Raw genomic sequence first — 18,305 nt, 5'->3', positions numbered from 1 at the left:
TGAATGAAAACACCGATTTTTAAAATGGATAAAGGATTTGAAAAAAATCTCTATCAACGTTTCAGCGGGGAACGCTATTTATTTTTAGTATTTGATAAAAGTCATGTGATTTTTTCAGAGGGTGACTGGGCGCCCTTCAAAGGAAAGGAGGAGGGTTGGGGGTCGTATTTGGAAGGTTTTGAGGGCCTTACTCGCGAGATACAGGCCTACTTTGAAGACAAAGAACCGGGTGATCTCACTTTCGATTATTCGTCGGAGCGCAACCCGGGATTTGCCCTGAAAATCTCTGGAAAGCATGTGCTGGGAAAGGGGAAATTGTGCACGGTTACCGGTATTTTCAATCCTCCAAAGGAACTTGCTTCGGATGGCAAGAAGGCGGAAAATACCTCCTCCGATCAGGATGTAGCGCTCCTGTTGCACCGAAAGGTGGAATTTGAGCGGATGATTAACTGGGTGACTACCCGTTTTTTGAATGCCGGTGATGACGAATGGGATCAGGTAGTCATAAAGGCCCTTTCGATGATTGCCCATGCGCAGGGGGCGACGCAAGCCAATTTTTTTCTGGTGTACGAAGAGATCAAGCTTTTGGAATGCGTATTTGAATGGGCCCAAAATCCAGACGATGCCTCCAGGAAAATCAGTCAATCGATTTCGTTTGCGGGGCAGGAGAGTTTTTTGCAAGGACTGGCGGAATCCAGGTTTCGGGCCGTTGGGGATTTGCAGCAACGCGACGGAATCCATCCGTTCGAAAGCCATATTGGTGAGCGGTTTGGTATTCGGGCTTTCATTTTGGTTCCAATTTTTGCTGAAAACAAACTCATGGGTATGTATACCCTGAGTAGCCCTTCGGTGCAGAAAGACTGGATTCAGGACCACCGGGACGAGTACATTCTGAAGCAATTGGGAGATGTGTTGGGGGCGGCCTTTATCAATCGATCCACCAAATCGAGGCTGTTTCGAAACGAAAAGCTGTTAAGCTCCACCGAGATTCTGGCAAAATCGGGATCCTGGCGCTTCAATAATTCGGACCGAAAAATTTATTTTTCCAAAGGGATTAACCGGATTTTTGAAATGGATGCTGCTTCCGATGCGATGAGTATCCGTAATTTCCTAAACCTGATTCGGCTAAAAGATAAGGACAAGGTGAAATCCATGGTTCAGAAAGCAATCACCCGACGAAAATCAGTTTCCGGTGAGTTTATTTTTACGACGGAAAGCGGCAAAGAAAAGTACATTGCATACGGTATACAAGTAAATCAACTTAGCCCACAGGGCAATCTGGAAGTTTTTGGCTATTGCAACGACATCACGGAAAAGAAAACCGTTGAGCGAAAGCTCCTTTTTGAGTCGCAGATTCTGGCGCAGGTCAACGAGCCCATCTATGTTACGGATCTGCAGCTCAACGTGATTTACATGAATCAGGCGGCTATTTTCGAAGGAGAGCCCAAGCCCAGCGGTCAGGGAAAAATCAGTGACTTCTTTCAGATTACCAGTGCTCCATCCAAATCGTTCCCCGGCCTGATTCGCAAGGCGGAAGATTTGGGTATTTGGTTGGAAGAAGTTCAGATCCTGGATAATACCAGCAAGGTGCAGCCCTATGAAGTCTCGGTAAAGCCCATCAACAACATTGAAATCGAAAAAATCGGGTATTCTTTTTTGATTCGTAACCTGACCTCCAAGATTCAGCGGGAAGAATTGGCTAAAAAGGCCAAATTGATTGTAGAAAATAGTCCGGCAATTTTATTTGAGGTGGCGCCCAACCAGGGATTCAAGCTCTCATTCATCACGGAAAATATCAATCAGTTTGGTTACCGGGCCGAGCAGCTCTTGCGTCAATCCGCCAGTTTGCCCGATATCATTCATCCGGAGGATCTGGCAATTTTCAAAAAGGAATTGATCCATCCCGAAAAAACCCAGTACAGCAGGGAATACCGCCTCCTGTCCGCAGACGGCTCGTACCGCTGGGTAGAAGATAAAATCCGACCCATATTCAATCAGCACGGAAAGGTGGTACTTTATGAAGGACTGTTGCACGATGTGACGGAACGAAAAAAGGACCGATTGGAAATCGAAAAAATAAAAAACCGATACCGGGTACTCGCCTCAAATATTCCGCACACGAATGTTTTTCTAATTGATCGAAATCTAAAATACCTGGTGGCAGAGGGGTCGAATTTTAAATATTGGGGACTTGACAAAGCGTATTTCGAGGGAAAAACCATCCATGAGGTGCACACCACAACGCTGGAAGAAGTAGGGCCCATGTTTAAAGAAGCCCTGGAAAAACGAAATACCGTAAGTAAAGTGATGCCCTATATGAGTCGGTTCTACGAACTGACGGGCAAGCCCATTTTTAATGGGGATAAACTGGAGTATTACCTGGGAATTGTACGGGACATTTCGGAAGAACACAAGGCAAAAAAAGAGCTTAAAAAGAGCGAAATCAAATACCGGAATTTGGTCGAGGAATCTACCGAAATTATTTTCTCCATCACCGCTCAAATGGAACTAAGCTACGTATCGCCAAATATCAAGCAGTTTTTAGGCTATGAAACCTACGAATTTACCAGCGGTGATTTTACCGACTACCTCCATCCGGAGGACGCAAAGGTCTTTTTGGACGGGGAGTCCAAGCCCATTACCTATTTCCAGGAAAATCCCGAATTCGAATTTCGCCTGCGGCACAAAAAGGGACATTACCGGGTGTTTAGTTCCAGTGGGAAAGTAATCAAAGACGAAAAAGGGGAGGTACGGTACTACACCGGTATCGCCAGAGACATCACCAAACTCAAAGAAACCCAAAAGGAGCTGTACAAAGCCAAGGAAAAAGCAGAGGCCGCGCTGAATGCAAAAAGCCAATTTTTGTCGGTGATGAGCCATGAAATCCGTACGCCGATGAATGCGGTAATCGGTCTTTCCCACCTCCTACTGGAAGACAACCCCAGGGAAGACCAATTGGAAAACCTGCGAACCTTGCAGTTTTCCGCGGAAAACCTTCTGGGATTGATCAACGATATTCTGGATTTTAACAAGATTGATTCGGGAAAATTGATTCTGGAAAAAGTACCCTTCGAACCAAAAAACCTGATCAATCGAATCATCCATTCCTATTCCTATCAAATCCGGGATAAATCCCTGGAAATTATCTACGAGCCGGATTTTGACCTGCCCGAACTCCTCATCGGCGATCCGGTGCGAATTGCGCAGATACTCAATAACCTGATCAGCAATGCCATCAAATTTACGGACAGGGGTTATATCAAAATCAGCCTGGACCGAATCAAGCAGCAGGATAATTGGGTAACCATCCGCTTTACGGTCAAAGATACGGGTATTGGCATTGCCAAAAACAAAGTCAAAACCATTTTTGATGCCTTTACGCAGGCGAGTACCGACACGACTCGAAAATACGGGGGTACTGGCCTGGGACTGGCTATTGTCAAAAAGCTTACCAAACTCTTCGGTACACAAATCCGCCTCGAATCCAAACTGGGAGAAGGCTCCACGTTCTGGTTTGACGTTGCATTTGAAATCCAGGACGCAGGTACACAATTGAAGGCAAAGGATGAAGTAGACTCCGACAGAAAGCTGGAGCATAAAAAAATTCTGGTAGCAGAAGACAACCAGGTCAATCAAATTCTATTAAAAAAGTACCTGTCCAAGTGGGGAGTGGGGGAAATTTGTTTTGCGGCCAACGGAAAAATTGCCTTGGATCATTTTTTCAAAACCGATTTCGACATGGTCCTGCTGGATTTGCAAATGCCGGAAATGGACGGCTTCGAGGTGGCAAAAATCATTCGTAAACTGGACTTGCTGTCTAAAAGAAATGTCCCGATTATAGCGCTGACAGCATCCTCATTACTGGAAGTAAAGGATCAGCTGGAGGCTTCGGGCATGGACGATTATATTTCCAAACCCTTCACCCCGGAAAACCTTTACGGGAAAATTATTAAATACCTCTAATCGCCCTTCGCCTTAATGGTTGGATGGTATGGTTTTTCATCCTGTAAAATCCTACCTTTGCATCTTTCATCCGTGCTATGAGAGGAATAATAGGTGCTTTGCTTTGCTACTTTTTCGTGTTTGGAAGTCTTCGCGCTCAGGGTAATCTGACGGAGCGTTCCACGCTGTATTTTCTGGTAGGCAGTTCGGGATCTACCATCCGGGACTTTAATGAGATGCTTGCAGAAAAAGGCATTACCCCACTCAGAGGGGGTTACCGAACCATCGGAATTGGCTACCAATACCGACTCACGGACTTTATCCTGGGTTTTGAGCTCCTGCAAAACAATGGATCCAATTCCTATTTTCGGGAGTACCGCACGGACCACCGCACCACCCGGTTTTACCTGAATGTGGGCTATTCACTGACACAAGAGGGAAGGTTTCAGTTGATTCACTACATGTCCCTGGGATCGGGTTACCTCAACTTTCAAATGCTCCGGGACGAACGCCGGGTGGATGACCTGAATGCCTTTCTGGAGCAACCCGCACAGGGCTTTCTGATACGGAAGCACGATATCCAACGGGGCAGTGGAAATTTAGGCGGGTTCCTCACAGAGATTGGCTTCCAGTTTGGGTACGATATTCCCTTGCCAGGCCTGGAGGAAAACATGGGATTAATGGGCAAGTTTGGGTATTCTTTTTCCCCGTTTGCAGGCGCCTGGAATCTCAACGGCATTACCTTTGACAACCTGCAAAGTGGGGCCTTCCTTCGCCTCGGAGCCGCGCTCTCCATGCCGGATCAAAATCTCTTTTTCCCCGATGCAGGGATCGGGGTGCATTTTTTTTACGGAAGAAATTTCCGGAGTCCGGATCGCTTAAATTCCTATTTCGTGGAAAACGGATGGAATCCCCTGGAACAGGCGCCGTATAATTTGGGTATTAAAATCATGGGTGAGAACAGAAGCCGCATGTACGGAGTGGACGTGTTTAATCTGGGTACTAGTGGAGAGGCAGGGCCCACCCATCGCCACACCCTGAATAGTGTGCGGGTTTATGGGAACTACGGGTACCAATTGTTTAAGCGGCGAAACCTGGAACTCGGCGCAACGCTGGGTTTGGGCTACGGCAACTTGCGCTACAGCCTGGAGCACACCGCCAAACCCGATTTCCCCCTTTTGTTTGAAGAACCGGATTTTGACGGCTACCTGCGAAGCAGTGGGCTCATGAGTAAATCAGAAGTGGCGGTTTCATACGCCCTTCCGGTATTTAACAACACCTTTCGCCTGGTGTATTCCGCCCATGTCGGATACGAAGTTCCCCTAAGCAGGTATCGTTTGGGGGAGCTAACCATGGCAAACTACATGTCGGGTCCCTACGTGCAACTGGGTTTCGGCCTGCGTCCCTAGCCGGACTACCGTTTATCCGCTCAGGTCTCTTATTTTGATTCAAAGTTTTTTGGAAAAAAGGGGTTTTTTTTCCTTAAATCCTGTTACTTTTGGCATTGCTTATCGAGAAAGACGGAGGGTAGGGCCCTATGATGTCTTAGCAACCTGATGTGACAAGGTGCTAATTCCCGTTCCGGACATGCCGGATAAAGATGAGCCGAAAAAGGTAGAGATTCCATTCTAGTTTTAGCCCGGTTCATGCTCGTATAAGTTTTTTATAAAATTACGACAACATGCCAAACAGAACCGAAGTATTGCTTCAGCAGCTGAAAAAAAGAATATTGATTTTGGATGGGGCCATGGGTACCATGATACAGCGGTATGCCCTGCAGGAAGACGATTTTAGAAACGAGGCTCTCTATGGAGTGAAGAAGTCCCTGAAGGGAAACAACGACCTGCTCTCACTCACCCGGCCGGAAATCATCAAAGAGATCCATCAAGCCTATTTTGATGCGGGTGCGGATATTGTCGAAACAAATACCTTTAGCAGCACATCCATTGCCCAGGAAGACTACGGCCTTGCCGACCTGGCTTACCAACTCAATGCGGAATCGGCCCGACTGGCGCGCGAGGTGGCCGATGCCTGTACCGCAAAAAATCCAAAAAAGCCCCGATTTGTAGCGGGTGCCATCGGTCCTACCAACCGTACGGCTTCCCTTTCGCCCGATGTAAACGACCCAGGCTACCGGGCAATTAATTTTGACCAACTGGTGGAAGCCTACAGCGAGCAGGTGGAAGGATTGCTGGATGGAGGCGTTGATATGCTGTTGATCGAAACCATCTTCGACACCCTAAATGCCAAAGCAGCCCTCTTCGCAATACAAGAGGTATACGAAAAAAGAGGGATTCCCCTGGATCCGCAGGATGGCGGAATTCCCATCATGGTATCCGGAACCATCACGGATGCCTCGGGCAGGACCCTTTCCGGCCAGACTACCGAAGCCTTTTTGATTTCACTCTCCCATGTGCCCCTGCTAAGTATCGGGCTAAATTGTGCGCTGGGAGCCAAAGAGTTGCGCCCTTACCTGAAGGTTTTGGCCGAAAATGCACCCTATTACGTAAGCGTCTATCCCAATGCCGGACTTCCCAACGAGTTTGGAAAATACGATCAAGGGCCCGGTGAAATGAACGATCAATTGACGGATTTTCTTAAGGAAGGCTGGATCAATATTCTGGGTGGCTGCTGCGGCACCACACCGGAACACATTGCCGCCATTTCCAATACTGCCTCTAAATTTTCGCCAAGACCACTGAAGGTAGCTACCCAAGAAAAATAACCCCATGAACGATTTTACGAAAATACCCACATTGAAACTTTCCGGTTTGGAACCCTTGGTTTTTGGCCCCACCATCAATTTTGTAAATATTGGGGAAAGGACCAATGTGACCGGTTCCAAGAAATTTGCCAGGCTGATTTTAAACGGGAAGTACGACGAAGCCCTGGAAGTTGCCCTGGATCAGGTACGGGGAGGAGCGCAGATTCTGGATGTATGCATGGACGAAGCCATGCTGGACGGGGAAGCGGCCATGGTGAAATTCCTGAACCTGATCGCCTCCGAACCCGAAATTAGCCGCATACCCGTGATGGTCGATAGCTCCAAGTGGAAGATCATTCTGGCCGGCCTCAAATGCATTCAGGGAAAAGGTATCGTCAATTCCATCAGTTTGAAAAATGGAGAGGAGGAGTTTATCCAACAGGCCCGGACCATCAAGAAGTTTGGTGCAGCTGTGGTCGTGATGGCATTTGATGAAAAAGGCCAGGCCGATAGCTACGAACGAAGGATTCAGATTTGCGAGCGTAGCTACAACCTACTTACCCAAACCGTTAAATTCAACCCCCAGGACATCATTTTTGATCCGAATATATTTCCGGTGGCAACCGGAATGGACGAACACAAAAACAACGCCATTGATTTTTTCCGGGCCACCCGATGGATCAAAGACCATCTTCCGGGAGCAAAAGTCAGTGGAGGAGTGAGTAACGTTTCCTTTTCCTTCCGGGGAAACAACCCCGTACGGGAGGCCATGCATGCGGTATTTCTGTACCATGCCATTAAAAACGGAATGGACATGGGCATCGTGAATCCCTCCCTGCTGGAAATATACGACGACATTCCAAAAGACCTGCTGCAACACGTGGAAGACGTGATTTGGAATCGCCGGGAAGATGCTACCGAACGGTTGCTTGACTTTGCGGAGACGGTGAAATCCCAGGGAAAAAAAAGTAAGACAGACGAGGCATGGAGAAGTCAGCCTGTGCAAAAACGCATCCAACATGCCTTGGTAAAAGGGATATTGGATCACATTGTGGAAGATACCGAAGAAGCCCGTCTGGACCTACAGGATCCGCTCAAGGTAATCGAAGGTCCGCTGATGGACGGGATGAATGTGGTAGGAGACCTTTTCGGGGAAGGAAAGATGTTTTTGCCCCAGGTGGTAAAAAGTGCCCGGGTGATGAAAAAGGCAGTGGCCTACCTGGAGCCGTTCATGCCCCTGCCGGAAGAAGCCAAAGAGGGCGAGCCGGAAACCGATAACATTAACCGGATTCTGCTCGCCACGGTAAAAGGAGACGTGCACGATATCGGCAAAAATATCGTGGGAGTCGTGCTGGCATGCAACAGCTACAAGATCATTGACCTGGGCGTGATGGTGGAAACCGAAAAAATTATCGACGAGGCAGTCGCTCAAAAAGTGGATATCATTGGACTAAGTGGGCTGATTACCCCTTCTCTGGACGAGATGGTAAACGTCGCAGCCGAGATGGAACGGCGGGGGCTTACCATTCCCTTGCTGATAGGAGGGGCGACTACCTCGCGCATCCATACAGCCGTGAAAATAGATCCGGTGTATAGCGGCACTGTGGTGCACGTGGCCGATGCCTCCAAATCCGTTCCTGTGGCGGGAGAAGCCATCAACAAAGATACGCGGGAGAAATACCGGAAGGAAATGAAAGCGCTGTACAACCGCCTGCGTGACGAACACGAGGCCAAACAACAGGTCAAACAGCTCGTTACATACAAGGAAGCAAAAACCAATCCCGTTCCACTGGACTGGTCCCACTACCAGCCCTTCGTGCCAAAAAAAACCGGTTTGCATGTGCTGGATAGGTTGAACCTGGGCACCATTCGCGGGTACATCGACTGGACTCCGTTTTTTAGCACCTGGATGCTGGCCGGTAAGTTTCCAAAAATCCTCAAAGATCCTGTAGTAGGCAAAGAGGCACTCAAACTCTACAACGATGCCAACAACATGCTAGACCGCATTGTCAACGAGGGTTGGCTCAAAGCAAAGGCCGTTTTGGGGCTTTTTCCCGTGCACCGCTCGGGAGATGATTTGATCATCGACCCCGAGTTCACTCCTGGAAAACAGTACGTGTTTCACTTCCTCCGGCAGCAGGGAAGGAAAGGAAAAGGGGTACCTAACCGGAGTTTGGTGGATTACATTCATCCGAAGCAACAGGATTATTTTGGGGGATTTGCGGTGACTGCTGGCCTGGGGATCGAGGAGAGATTAAAAGTCTTTCAGGAAAATGGAGACGATTACAACGACATTATGCTGAAAGCCATGGCAGACCGGCTTGCCGAAGCGGCTGCAGAATACCTGCACGAACGGGTACGAAAAGAATTCTGGGGCTACGACCCGGAAGAATCCCTGGACAACGAGGGCCTGATTCGCGAATCCTATCAAGGCATCCGTCCGGCACCGGGATATCCTGCCTGCCCCGAGCACTCGGAAAAACGAACCCTTTTTGACCTGTTGGACGTGGAAAACCGGATAGGGATCACACTCACGGATAGCTTTGCGATGTACCCTACCTCCTCCGTTAGCGGTTTTTATTTTGGACATCCGGAGAGCAAGTACTTTGGATTGGGAAAAATCGGCGAAGATCAGGTCGAAGATTATGCCCGACGCAAAGGGGTTTCCAAAGCCCAGGCCGAACGTTGGTTGTCTCCCAACCTTTCTTATTCTCCGCAGTTATCCTACGAGGGATAGCTCCATATAGCCGCCCATTACGTAAAACGAATGAAAGTAACCGAATACATACAAGCAGCAAAGAAGACGTTGTTTTCTTTTGAAATTCTACCTCCCCTTAAAGGGCAAAGTCTCAGCCACCTATTGGAAGGCATCGCCCCGCTCATGGAGTTCAAACCTCCCTTTATCGATGTTACCTATCATCGGGAGGAGTACGTGTATAAAAAGCATGCCAACGGCTTGCTGGAAAAAGTCAGCACCCGCAAACGACCCGGCACGGTGGGCATCTGTGCGGCGATCATGAACCGGTTTCACATAGATGCCGTTCCACATCTTTTATGCGGTGGGTTTTCCCGAGAGGAAACCGAAAATGCCCTGATAGACCTCTACTTTATCGGGGTGGAAAATGTGCTGGCTTTGCGGGGAGACGCGCCGAAATCTGAAGCGAATTTTCTTCCCAATAAGGATGGGCACCGGTATGCCAGTGAATTGGTCGAGCAGATTATCGGAATGAATCATGGCCGCTACCTGAACGACGAGACGGAAGTGGGATTCCGCACGGATTTCTGCGTGGGCGTGGCCGGGTATCCGGAAAAGCACTTTGAAGCTCCCAGCTTGAATTTCGACCTGAAAAAACTCAAGGCCAAGGTGGATGCCGGGGCCAGCTACATCGTAACCCAGATGTTTTTCGACAATAAAAAATATTTCGATTTTGTCGATAAAGTACGGGAAGTGGGTATCGACCTACCCATCATCCCGGGGCTCAAACCCATTACCACCCTGTCCCAGATTGTTAACCTGCCCAAAACCTTTTACCTGGACTTGCCGGACGACCTGCTGTCGGGATTGGAAAAATGCAAAAACAATGCGGATGTAAAGGAAGTAGGGATCGAGTGGGCCATCCAACAAAGCAAAGAGTTGGTGGCTTACGGTGTACCCAGCCTTCACTACTACACCATGAGTAAGGCCGATGCCACCTATCGCGTCGCCAGGGAGGTTTTTTGATGGGGAATGCGTCTTTAGAAAAAATCTTTTTCCAGTAATCAACTGAATACAGTGGACTATCGGGCAGTAAAAATGCAGTTTAGACATTCGGGGAAACTTTGCTTCGAAGATCCGATCGGGAATCGCTTTCGATGGGGAAGGTTCGATTCCTGGAATGCAGGAAATACCGGTATTTTTCTTCTCCACGACCTGCAGCAACTCCGAGGATTGGTGGGAACCTTTGCGGAGGTTGCCCTGGACCTGGTAGAATATTCTTCGGATCAGGTGATTTTCCATAGTCCGCCGGGAGGCTTCCTATGGGGTAAAACGAATTCCGAAGGATTGATTACATTTGCACTGATTAAATCACCTTACTGGTACCGACTCTTGTATGATCTGCGGGAAATCGTGTACATGCAATGGGACGAGGGTGCCGAACAAGGCGAAGGGGAATGGATACCGGCAGTGCAGGATTTTCCCCTGCCAGCGGCAGGAGGCCGCGCCATTGAAATCCATGCGGACGGTCGGGTGAAAATACGAAACGCATGAATCTGAAAAAATCGCTCGCGACCATACCCATTTTTCAACAGGTTGGGACTGTTGCAGACCAGCTGAATATGGAAACCTATCTGGTGGGAGGATACGTTCGGGATTTACTTCTCGATCGTCCGAGCAAAGACATTGATTTCGTTTGCATTGGAGATGGCATCAAGTTGGCGAAAGCCGTATCAGCTGCCCTGCCCGAACGTCCACCAGTCGCGGTATTTAAAAACTTTGGCACGGCCATGATTAAGGTTGGCGATTGGGAGGTGGAATTTGTAGGCGCCCGAAAGGAGTCCTACCAACGTCATTCGCGGAAGCCCCAGGTAGAAGCGGGAACGCTGCAGGAAGATCAGGAGCGCCGGGATTTCACGATCAATACCCTGGGGATATCAATTAACGAGGCGAACTATGGCGAGCTGCTGGACCCATTTGATGGGGTAAAGGACCTCAAGCGGAAAATCATTCGTACACCTGCCGACCCGGAGCTTACCTTTTCGGACGACCCGCTTCGCATGATGCGAGCCATTCGGTTTGCCGCTCAATTGAAATTTGATATCGCGCCGGATACGTTCGAGGGGATCCTGAAAAACGCAGACCGGCTATCCATTATTTCCGGAGAACGGATTATCGACGAACTCAACAAGATCATTTTGACCGAAAAACCCTCGTATGGGTTTAAATTGTTGTTTGTCAGTGGATTGCTGGAGCATTTTTTTCCGGAAATGGTTGCCTTGCAGGGCGTTGATTCGGTTGGGGATAAGTCGCACAAGGACAATTTCTACCATACGCTGCAGGTATTGGATAATGTGTCCACCAGAACCGATTCCTTATGGCTACGATGGGCAGCCATCATGCACGATATTGCCAAACCGGCCACCAAGCGGTTTAATCAGAAAGTAGGCTGGACTTTCCACGGACACGAAGATAAAGGTGCCCGGATGACGCCCGGAATCTTTCGTCGGCTAAAACTTCCCATGGACGAACGCATGAAATACGTCCAGAAATTGGTAAAATTGCACCTGCGCCCGATAGCCCTGGTTAACGATAAGGTAACCGACGCGGCGCTTCGGAGGCTGCTGTTCGAAGCGGGAGACGATATAGACGACTTAATGCAGCTTTGCCGCGCGGACGTGACGTCAAAAAATGACCACAAAGTCAAACGTTTTCTGGCAAATTTCGATAAAGTAGAAAAAAAGTTGCAGGAAGTCGAAGCAAAAGATCAGGTGAGAAATTTTCAACCTCCTGTCTCTGGTGATGAAATCATGGCTATATTTGGCCTGAAACCCTCACGGGTCGTAGGTGATTTGAAAGAAGAAATCAAAGAAGCGATTCTGGAGGGGCAGATTCAGAACAATAAATCGGAAGCCTTGGAGTTAATGTACCGACTGGCTGCAAAAAAAGGAATAGAGAAAAAAACAAACCATTGACGATACCTATGAAATACGCCGTACTGTTTTTGTTGTTGTGCCTGGGTGCACAAGGTGCAGTAAATGCACAAGATGAGGCCAACACCGATTCTACTGCCGCCTCGGTTTCCAGTAGCAACAAAGCGAAAAATGATGTCGATAACCGCATTTATGCCCTGGCCATGCGCTACAATGACGTGTCCGTAGCGAAAATGAAATTGTACGAACTCATGGAGCGGAATCCCCGCAATCTTTCGTATCCGGAAACACTTGCCCGACTTTATTTTGAAATGGAACAATACGGATCCTCCGCATTGGTGGCATTGGATATCCTCGAACGAAACGACAAAAGCATCACTGGGCTGGAAGTCGCTGCTTTTTCATTGGAGCAATTGGGCGCGTTGGAACGCGCACTTCCGCATTTTGAATCGCTTCATTTGCTTTCAGGAGATCTCTTTAGCCTGTATAAAACCGGATACCTGCAGTATACCTTGAAAAAATACGAGGAGGCGCTGAATTCGGTAAACATGCTGATAAAGGATAGCAAGTCCAGCGAGCAGAAGCTAAATTTTCCCATGGGGGAAAATAACATGCAGGAGGTCAGCATGAGAGCCGCCGCGCAAAACCTAAAAGGACTGATATATAAGGACCAGGGAAGTAACGAGGAGGCAAAGGCGGCCTTCGAGGAAGCGCTGGTGCTCAGTCCGGAGTTTCAGTTGGCGAAGGAAAATCTGGCGGAATTGTAAGATCGGGTGATTTTCAGCCCATTTCGGCCTGTCCCGGTCAACGGACAGGCCATCGTATTTTTGTCAGGGCCCTATTTCTGGTTCTTGTTTTTTTCATCGGCTTCATTAAAGAGCGCTTGCATATCCTTGTTTTTTAAGTGATGAAACAGCAAGCCGGCAGCAATCATCCACATACCCGGACCGATGTTTTCCAAATGACGAATGAGATTGGTATGGGGATCTTTAATAAAAATGATCAAGTGCAGGACAAAATAGACGCCTGCACAGCTCAGAAAAACATATTTCATCAGGTTCAGTAGATTTTTCATGGTTTCTATTTTCTATTCATGCGTTCGTTGTCGATGCTTTCCTTTCAGCTATTTGGCAATCCACCTTTTCACTCTGAAAAGGATGAGGCCGAATAGCATGTGGGACATGCTATCCTGAATCAGAAAGTCGCTGCCAGCTATCCAATTCGTATGCCGGATTCGTGACCCATAGTCCTCTAGCCCATCCAAAAACGGAAGGATTACCGAGCAAGCAATAGCCCATAACCCTTTTAGGTTTCTGAATTTACCGAGTAGTTTCTCGCTATTACCGTTCGTGGGTGAGTCAAAGGTACCCGCTTTTTGTATCGGGTGAATTGACCTATGTTAAGTAAATACGTACCTTGAGAGCGAAGCTAACGGTAAAAATCATTCTTACAGGTATGTCATTACCACAAACATTTCTTTCCCAAAAGGAATACAAGCAGCACCTTCAAACCGCCAGGGAATTATTATCCGATTATTTACCCATGAAAGACGTGCATTGGGAGGTATTTAAGCAGGGATTTAAAATTCGAAAATACGCGAAGGACGATTTTATTCTGAATGAAGGCGATACAGAGAAGTACCTCTCGATCGTACTTGTCGGTAGTACCCGGCACTACTTGACGGCCAACGGGGAGGAAAAATCCTTTGATTTTTCCTTTCAATACGAGTTTAGCTGTTCGTATTCGAGTTTTATTCAACAAGAACCTTCGCAGTTTTGCGTACAGGCAATGGAAAAGAGTGTCCTGGCTTCGTTACACCACCCGTTTTTACAGCAATTGTATAAGCAATATCCGGAAAGCAATTATTTTGGGAGGATAGCCGTAGAGCAGTATTACCTGTGGAGAGAAAAAAGGGAAATTTCCCTGATGGTAGACTCTGCCCGTGAACGGTATGTTAAACTGCTTGAGCAATACCCGATCTATTTGGAACAAGTGCCTTTGAAATACCTGGCATCTTACCTAAACATCAAGCCGGAATCCCTGAGTAGGATTAGAAAACAACTGGCCGGGTCTTCCTGAAGTGACGCAGCCATTTATTTGGCGATTCGAAACAAGGTTTGCTACGGTGCAGCGAATGCAGCGGCCTGTCTTTGCGGATACTACAGGTAACGCGATTTTTCTGCGAGACTTCCATAGCCAGGCGCCTGTCCGGTTGTAATCGAGGGTTTCCGGAACGAAAGGTGTTTCTTTTCGACTGCACCTATAGCTCGGCTGGGAAGAAAGAATGTGTCGATTGGATTGGACGATACCTTTTTTTTATAATCGCCAACGAATAAGGCCGAATTGTGTGCAGCGGAAGTTGGTAGGCAGAAATTTTGTCTTGCGTTCCGATTTTTATAAACTTGGAGATTGTATGGCGGCAGTCTCAGACAGCAAGGGTCTGCAGGTGAAAGGTTGGCGCCGAAACAACCTCATCGGGCGCCCTGATTTTCGCTAACTGCCGTGGTAACGGAGTGTTTTTTCCATCAATCCAAGTGACGCATGAATACAGAAAAGGTTGATTTAGAAAGGTGGTTTTCCAGCGAGGGAAAGGCATTGCTGGAATGTTTGAAAAAACGGTTTGAAACCAACACCTCGCGTCACGAAACCTGTGACTGGCCCTCCGTGCAAAAAAGACTAGAAGACCGGCCGGAAAAACTTTGGTCGCTCCAGCAGATGGAGCGAACGGGGGGAGAGCCGGATGTGGTTGCACAGGACTCAGCTACAGGCGCATTTTTGTTTGTTGATTGCGCAAGGGAGAGTCCAGCGGGGCGTCGGAGCCTTTGTTACGATCGGGCAGCCCTGGATTCCAGAAAAAAATTCCCTCCCCAAAACTCCGCGCAGGACCTGGCCCGGGAAATGGGGGTTTCGCTATTGACCGAAGAACAATACCTGGATTTGCAGAAATTTGCACCGATCGATACCAAAACCTCAAGTTGGTTGGAATCGCCCGAAGCCATACGAAAACGTGGAGGGGCTTTGTTTGGTGACTACCGCTTTGGCCGTGTTTTTATTTATCACAACGGTGCGGAATCCTATTACGCGGCCAGGGGCTTCCGGGCGTCGCTTCTGATCTAAACGGTAAGTTAACCAAAAGGTTGATTGTTGATGCCCGATAGGTGTAGCAGGCGGTGAGACGGAGGGATGGGTTACCGGTTTTTTTTTCCATCCAATCCTGTAAATTGATAACTAAAGGGGGAGGCTTACTGAAAAAAAGTAACATAATTTCCGATAAAAGTAATGGTTTTCGGCAAGTCGGTTCCGTATATTTGAGTCACAACCTTTCGCCTATGACGCTCGCGATGAAACCTAGCCTGGTCCTGCAAAAACTGCGAGCAGGCCAACATGTGGTCTGTTTTAAATCCAACCTGGCGGATGCCCGGGTGGTGGAAATTGCGGCCCTTTCCGGCTTCGATTGCATCTGGCTGGATCAGGAACACATTGGTCAGGACTGGTCCATTTTGGCGGCACAGATTTGGGCGGCACAGGCGCAGAACAAGGACACGCTCGTGCGCGTGCCCAGGGGAAGCTATAGCGATTACGTAAAACCTTTGGAATTGAATGCCTCCGGTATCATGGTGCCGCATGTCATGGGTCCCGAAGACGCCCGTAATGTGGTCCGAATGACCCGATTCCATCCTGTAGGTATTCGAGCCATCGATGGAGGCAATGCAGACGGAGCTTACACGGCAGCCGATTTCAAGCAATACCTGCAGGACGCGAATCGGCAGCGGTTTGTTATCCTTCAGATCGAAGATCCGGAACCCCTGGAGCAATTGGAAGAGATCGCCCAAATCGATGGGTTCGACATGCTGTTTTTCGGTCCAGGTGATTTTAGTCAGGCCATTGGTGCTCCCGGAGAGATGGATCATCCCAAGATCAAAGCCGCCCGGCACAGGGTCGTGGAGGTGGCAAGAAAATTCGGCAAATTTGCCGGAACTACCGGAAGCCTGGAAACACTGGAAGACTATCAGAAAATGGGCTATCAATTCCTTAGCCTCGGCGCTGACGTGGTTGGACTTAGCCGGTATTGCGCCGAATTAATGGCGGGTTTTAACCAACGAAATCAAGACGGAGCTGCATCCGGGTATTACAACGCATGAAAACGCGGCTCCTTGGAAATACCGGCATCACGGTTTCGGAACTGGCCTTTGGCGGCGTGGAAATCGGCATGCCCTACGGGCCGGGGGTCCGCAGTGAAACGGACATGCTGCAGGAAAAAGAGGCCCTTTCTCTGCTTCGGACCGCGCTGGATGCCGGCGTTACCTTTTACGATACTGCCCGCATGTATGGCAGGAGCGAATACCTGATGGGCAAGGCTTTCCGGAACAGGCGGCAGGACGTACAACTTTGCTCCAAGTGCCGGCATCTGCGGGATGCTTCGGGTACGTTACCGGCTTCGGCAGCGCTGGAAAGTAGGATTCGCAGCTCCGTTGCAGAAAGCCTATCCGCCCTGGGTACGGACTATCTGGATGTGCTCCTCCTTCACCAGGCGGACGAAGAAATTTTGGCGCATGAAACGATCTGCCGGGTCTTTCAAGACTTGCAAAAGGAAGGGTTGGCACGGGCCATCGGCGCGTCTACCTATTCCCCGGCCGAATCGGAATGGGCCATCCGTTCGGGGATTTGGCAAGTCGTCCAGTTGCCCTACAACCTGCTAGACCAGAGGCAGGATGCAGTTTTTGGACTTGCTTCCGAAAAAGGGGTAGGCCTTGTGGTACGTTCGGTGCTGTTGCGGGGGTTACTGACAGAGCGTGGAAAGGATTTGCAGGCACCACTGGCAGCCATCGAATCACATATCCGCGGGTACGCGACATTGGCCGAAGCAAACGGTATTTCGCTTCCGGAGTATGCGATGCGCTTCGCGCTGGCTCGGCCGGAAGTTTCTTCAGTATTGTTAGGTATCGATCGCCAGGAATACCTGAAACAGGCTCTCCAATGTCTGGGGAAGGAGCCGCTGTCTAATAGCCTAATAGCGGGCGGTATCCCATTTCCCGATCCTGAATTTGTAGACATCCCTCATTGGGACCGAATGGGCTGGTTAACGTAAACGAGAATGACACCAGAAAAAATGCTTAACATTGGTATCATCGGCATGAGCCCGGGCAATGCCCATCCCTATTCCTGGTCTTCCATCATAAACGGTCAATACGACCATCAACGCATGGCGGATGCCGGGTACCCTGCTGTGGGCGATTACCTTCGGGCCAATCGCGATACGCTTGGTATTCCGGGCGCCAGGGTTAGTCACGTCTGGACCCAAGACACCCAGATCTCCCGGGACATTGCGCTGCATTCCGGTATACCCGGGGTCGTGGACAGTCTGGAAGAAATGGTCGGGCAGGTGGATGCCGTTATTCTGGGCCGGGATGACCCTGAAAGCCATGTAAAAATGGCTCATCCCTTTCTGGAAGCAGGAATACCCATTTTTATCGATAAACCGCTTGCATTTACCCGAAAAGACCTGGATTATTTTGAACAGCAGCACGTATCGGGAAGATTTCTCATGTCTTGTTCTTCCATGCGCTATTCTGGTGAATGCCGCAGCCTAAAATCAGAGTTGGGTGGTCTTGGTCCGCTTCATCTGGTCACGGCAGTAGGGAAAAAGGATTGGAAAAAATACGGGGTACATTTGGTAGAGGCTCTTTTTAGCAGCCTGGACGATCCCCAACCCCAATGGGTGCAACACCTGGGGGAGCGGCACCAATCGGTCGTGCTGATCGGGTTTGAGGGGGGGCTAAAAGCCACGGTACAGGTGTTTCAGGACATTTGTGGTACCTTTCAACTTTCCTTTTTTGGTTCGGAGGGATGGCGACTGGTGGAAATAAAGAATTCCTATGCCATGTTTCGGGAAAACATGAGCGAGTTTATCCGCTCGGTGGAAGAAGGATCCCCACGACTGGATTTTGCAAAGACCCGTTCCATTATCCAAACGGTCATCGCTGCTCAGGAAAGTTACGAAAAGGACGGAAAAGTAATCTCATTACGGTAA

14 protein-coding genes and 1 riboswitch are annotated in these 18,305 nt (G+C 48.9%); of the genes, 13 read left to right on the top strand and 1 reads right to left on the bottom strand.

The annotated features are described in order from the left end of the window. Positions 1-24 precede the first annotated feature (24 nt). The 8 genes from BMW71_RS20980 (at position 25) to BMW71_RS20945 (ending at position 13,041) form a co-directional block, all read left to right on the top strand. Positions 25-3,963 carry a PAS domain S-box protein gene (locus tag BMW71_RS20980; RefSeq protein WP_177179726.1) on the top strand — a complete coding sequence of 1,313 codons (3,939 nt, stop codon included), beginning with the start codon at positions 25-27 and terminating at the stop codon, positions 3,961-3,963. Positions 3,964-4,040: 77 nt separating this feature from the next. Beyond that, positions 4,041-5,351, top strand: coding sequence for a hypothetical protein (locus BMW71_RS20975; protein WP_092178391.1), 1,311 nt, complete (start codon positions 4,041-4,043; stop codon positions 5,349-5,351). 96 nt (positions 5,352-5,447) lie between these two features. Next, positions 5,448-5,549: riboswitch (SAM riboswitch) on the top strand. A 74-nt stretch (positions 5,550-5,623) separates the two neighbouring features. Beyond that, the gene (locus BMW71_RS20970) at positions 5,624-6,667 is read left to right on the top strand and encodes a homocysteine S-methyltransferase family protein (protein WP_092178389.1); all 1,044 of its coding nucleotides are present in this window, start codon (positions 5,624-5,626) and stop codon (positions 6,665-6,667) included. Positions 6,668-6,671: 4 nt separating this feature from the next. Beyond that, positions 6,672-9,383: a methionine synthase gene (metH, locus tag BMW71_RS20965; protein WP_092178387.1), complete on the top strand. Its 2,712-nt coding sequence runs from the start codon at positions 6,672-6,674 to the stop codon at positions 9,381-9,383. Positions 9,384-9,413: 30 nt separating this feature from the next. Continuing rightward, positions 9,414-10,367, top strand: a complete 954-nt coding sequence (gene metF / locus BMW71_RS20960) for a methylenetetrahydrofolate reductase [NAD(P)H] (RefSeq protein ID WP_092178385.1) — start codon at positions 9,414-9,416, stop codon at positions 10,365-10,367. A 72-nt stretch (positions 10,368-10,439) separates the two neighbouring features. Then, positions 10,440-10,895: a hypothetical protein gene (locus BMW71_RS20955; RefSeq protein ID WP_143057721.1), complete on the top strand. Its 456-nt coding sequence runs from the start codon at positions 10,440-10,442 to the stop codon at positions 10,893-10,895. Further along, a complete protein-coding gene (locus BMW71_RS20950) occupies positions 10,892-12,316 on the top strand; it encodes a CCA tRNA nucleotidyltransferase (RefSeq protein ID WP_092178381.1) in 1,425 nt (474 codons plus the stop codon). The genes BMW71_RS20955 and BMW71_RS20950 overlap by 4 nt, the downstream gene beginning before the upstream one ends. Before the next feature lie 8 nt (positions 12,317-12,324). Further along, positions 12,325-13,041 carry a hypothetical protein gene (locus BMW71_RS20945; protein WP_092178379.1) on the top strand — a complete coding sequence of 239 codons (717 nt, stop codon included), beginning with the start codon at positions 12,325-12,327 and terminating at the stop codon, positions 13,039-13,041. A 71-nt stretch (positions 13,042-13,112) separates the two neighbouring features. Here BMW71_RS20945 and BMW71_RS20940 read toward each other — a convergent pair whose 3' ends face one another. After that, on the bottom strand, positions 13,113-13,349 hold the full coding sequence (locus BMW71_RS20940; protein ID WP_092178377.1) for a hypothetical protein: 237 nt from the start codon (positions 13,347-13,349) through the stop codon (positions 13,113-13,115). Positions 13,350-13,729: 380 nt separating this feature from the next. Here BMW71_RS20940 and BMW71_RS20935 point away from each other — a divergent pair, with 380 nt between their 5' ends. The 5 genes from BMW71_RS20935 (at position 13,730) to BMW71_RS20915 (ending at position 18,305) form a co-directional block, all read left to right on the top strand. Then, positions 13,730-14,353, top strand: a complete 624-nt coding sequence (locus tag BMW71_RS20935) for a Crp/Fnr family transcriptional regulator (protein WP_092178375.1) — start codon at positions 13,730-13,732, stop codon at positions 14,351-14,353. Between the two features lie 462 nt (positions 14,354-14,815). Then, positions 14,816-15,391, top strand: coding sequence for a DUF4256 domain-containing protein (locus BMW71_RS20930; protein ID WP_092178373.1), 576 nt, complete (start codon positions 14,816-14,818; stop codon positions 15,389-15,391). A gap of 212 nt (positions 15,392-15,603) precedes the next feature. Further along, complete coding sequence (locus BMW71_RS20925) at positions 15,604-16,416, top strand: HpcH/HpaI aldolase family protein (RefSeq protein WP_092178448.1); 813 nt, start codon at positions 15,604-15,606, stop codon at positions 16,414-16,416. Then, on the top strand, positions 16,413-17,363 hold the full coding sequence (locus BMW71_RS20920) for an aldo/keto reductase (protein WP_092178371.1): 951 nt from the start codon (positions 16,413-16,415) through the stop codon (positions 17,361-17,363). The genes BMW71_RS20925 and BMW71_RS20920 overlap by 4 nt, the downstream gene beginning before the upstream one ends. Before the next feature lie 6 nt (positions 17,364-17,369). Beyond that, a complete protein-coding gene (locus BMW71_RS20915; protein WP_244891259.1) occupies positions 17,370-18,305 on the top strand; it encodes a Gfo/Idh/MocA family protein in 936 nt (311 codons plus the stop codon).

Source organism: Cyclobacterium xiamenense (assembly GCF_900109255.1).
Classification (GTDB): Bacteria; Bacteroidota; Bacteroidia; order Cytophagales; family Cyclobacteriaceae; genus Cyclobacterium; species Cyclobacterium xiamenense.
Note: the sequence above shows the minus strand (reverse complement) of the source record. Positions and strands in the feature narration are given on the sequence as shown.

Excerpts from the sequence above, each read along its gene's own strand:
- BMW71_RS20980 (WP_177179726.1), top strand. The coding sequence starts at position 25 with ATGGATAAAGGATTTGAAAAAAATCTCTATCAACGTTTCAGCGGGGAA.
- BMW71_RS20945 (WP_092178379.1), top strand. The coding sequence starts at position 12,325 with ATGAAATACGCCGTACTGTTTTTGTTGTTGTGCCTGGGTGCACAAGGT.
- BMW71_RS20940 (WP_092178377.1), bottom strand. The coding sequence starts at position 13,349 with ATGAAAAATCTACTGAACCTGATGAAATATGTTTTTCTGAGCTGTGCA.
- metF (WP_092178385.1), top strand. The coding sequence starts at position 9,414 with ATGAAAGTAACCGAATACATACAAGCAGCAAAGAAGACGTTGTTTTCT.
- BMW71_RS20950 (WP_092178381.1), top strand. The coding sequence starts at position 10,892 with ATGAATCTGAAAAAATCGCTCGCGACCATACCCATTTTTCAACAGGTT.
- BMW71_RS20925 (WP_092178448.1), top strand. The coding sequence starts at position 15,604 with ATGACGCTCGCGATGAAACCTAGCCTGGTCCTGCAAAAACTGCGAGCA.
- BMW71_RS20915 (WP_244891259.1), top strand. The coding sequence starts at position 17,370 with ATGACACCAGAAAAAATGCTTAACATTGGTATCATCGGCATGAGCCCG.
- BMW71_RS20975 (WP_092178391.1), top strand. The coding sequence starts at position 4,041 with ATGAGAGGAATAATAGGTGCTTTGCTTTGCTACTTTTTCGTGTTTGGA.
- BMW71_RS20920 (WP_092178371.1), top strand. The coding sequence starts at position 16,413 with ATGAAAACGCGGCTCCTTGGAAATACCGGCATCACGGTTTCGGAACTG.
- BMW71_RS20935 (WP_092178375.1), top strand. The coding sequence starts at position 13,730 with ATGTCATTACCACAAACATTTCTTTCCCAAAAGGAATACAAGCAGCAC.
- BMW71_RS20970 (WP_092178389.1), top strand. The coding sequence starts at position 5,624 with ATGCCAAACAGAACCGAAGTATTGCTTCAGCAGCTGAAAAAAAGAATA.
- metH (WP_092178387.1), top strand. The coding sequence starts at position 6,672 with ATGAACGATTTTACGAAAATACCCACATTGAAACTTTCCGGTTTGGAA.
- BMW71_RS20955 (WP_143057721.1), top strand. The coding sequence starts at position 10,440 with ATGCAGTTTAGACATTCGGGGAAACTTTGCTTCGAAGATCCGATCGGG.
- BMW71_RS20930 (WP_092178373.1), top strand. The coding sequence starts at position 14,816 with ATGAATACAGAAAAGGTTGATTTAGAAAGGTGGTTTTCCAGCGAGGGA.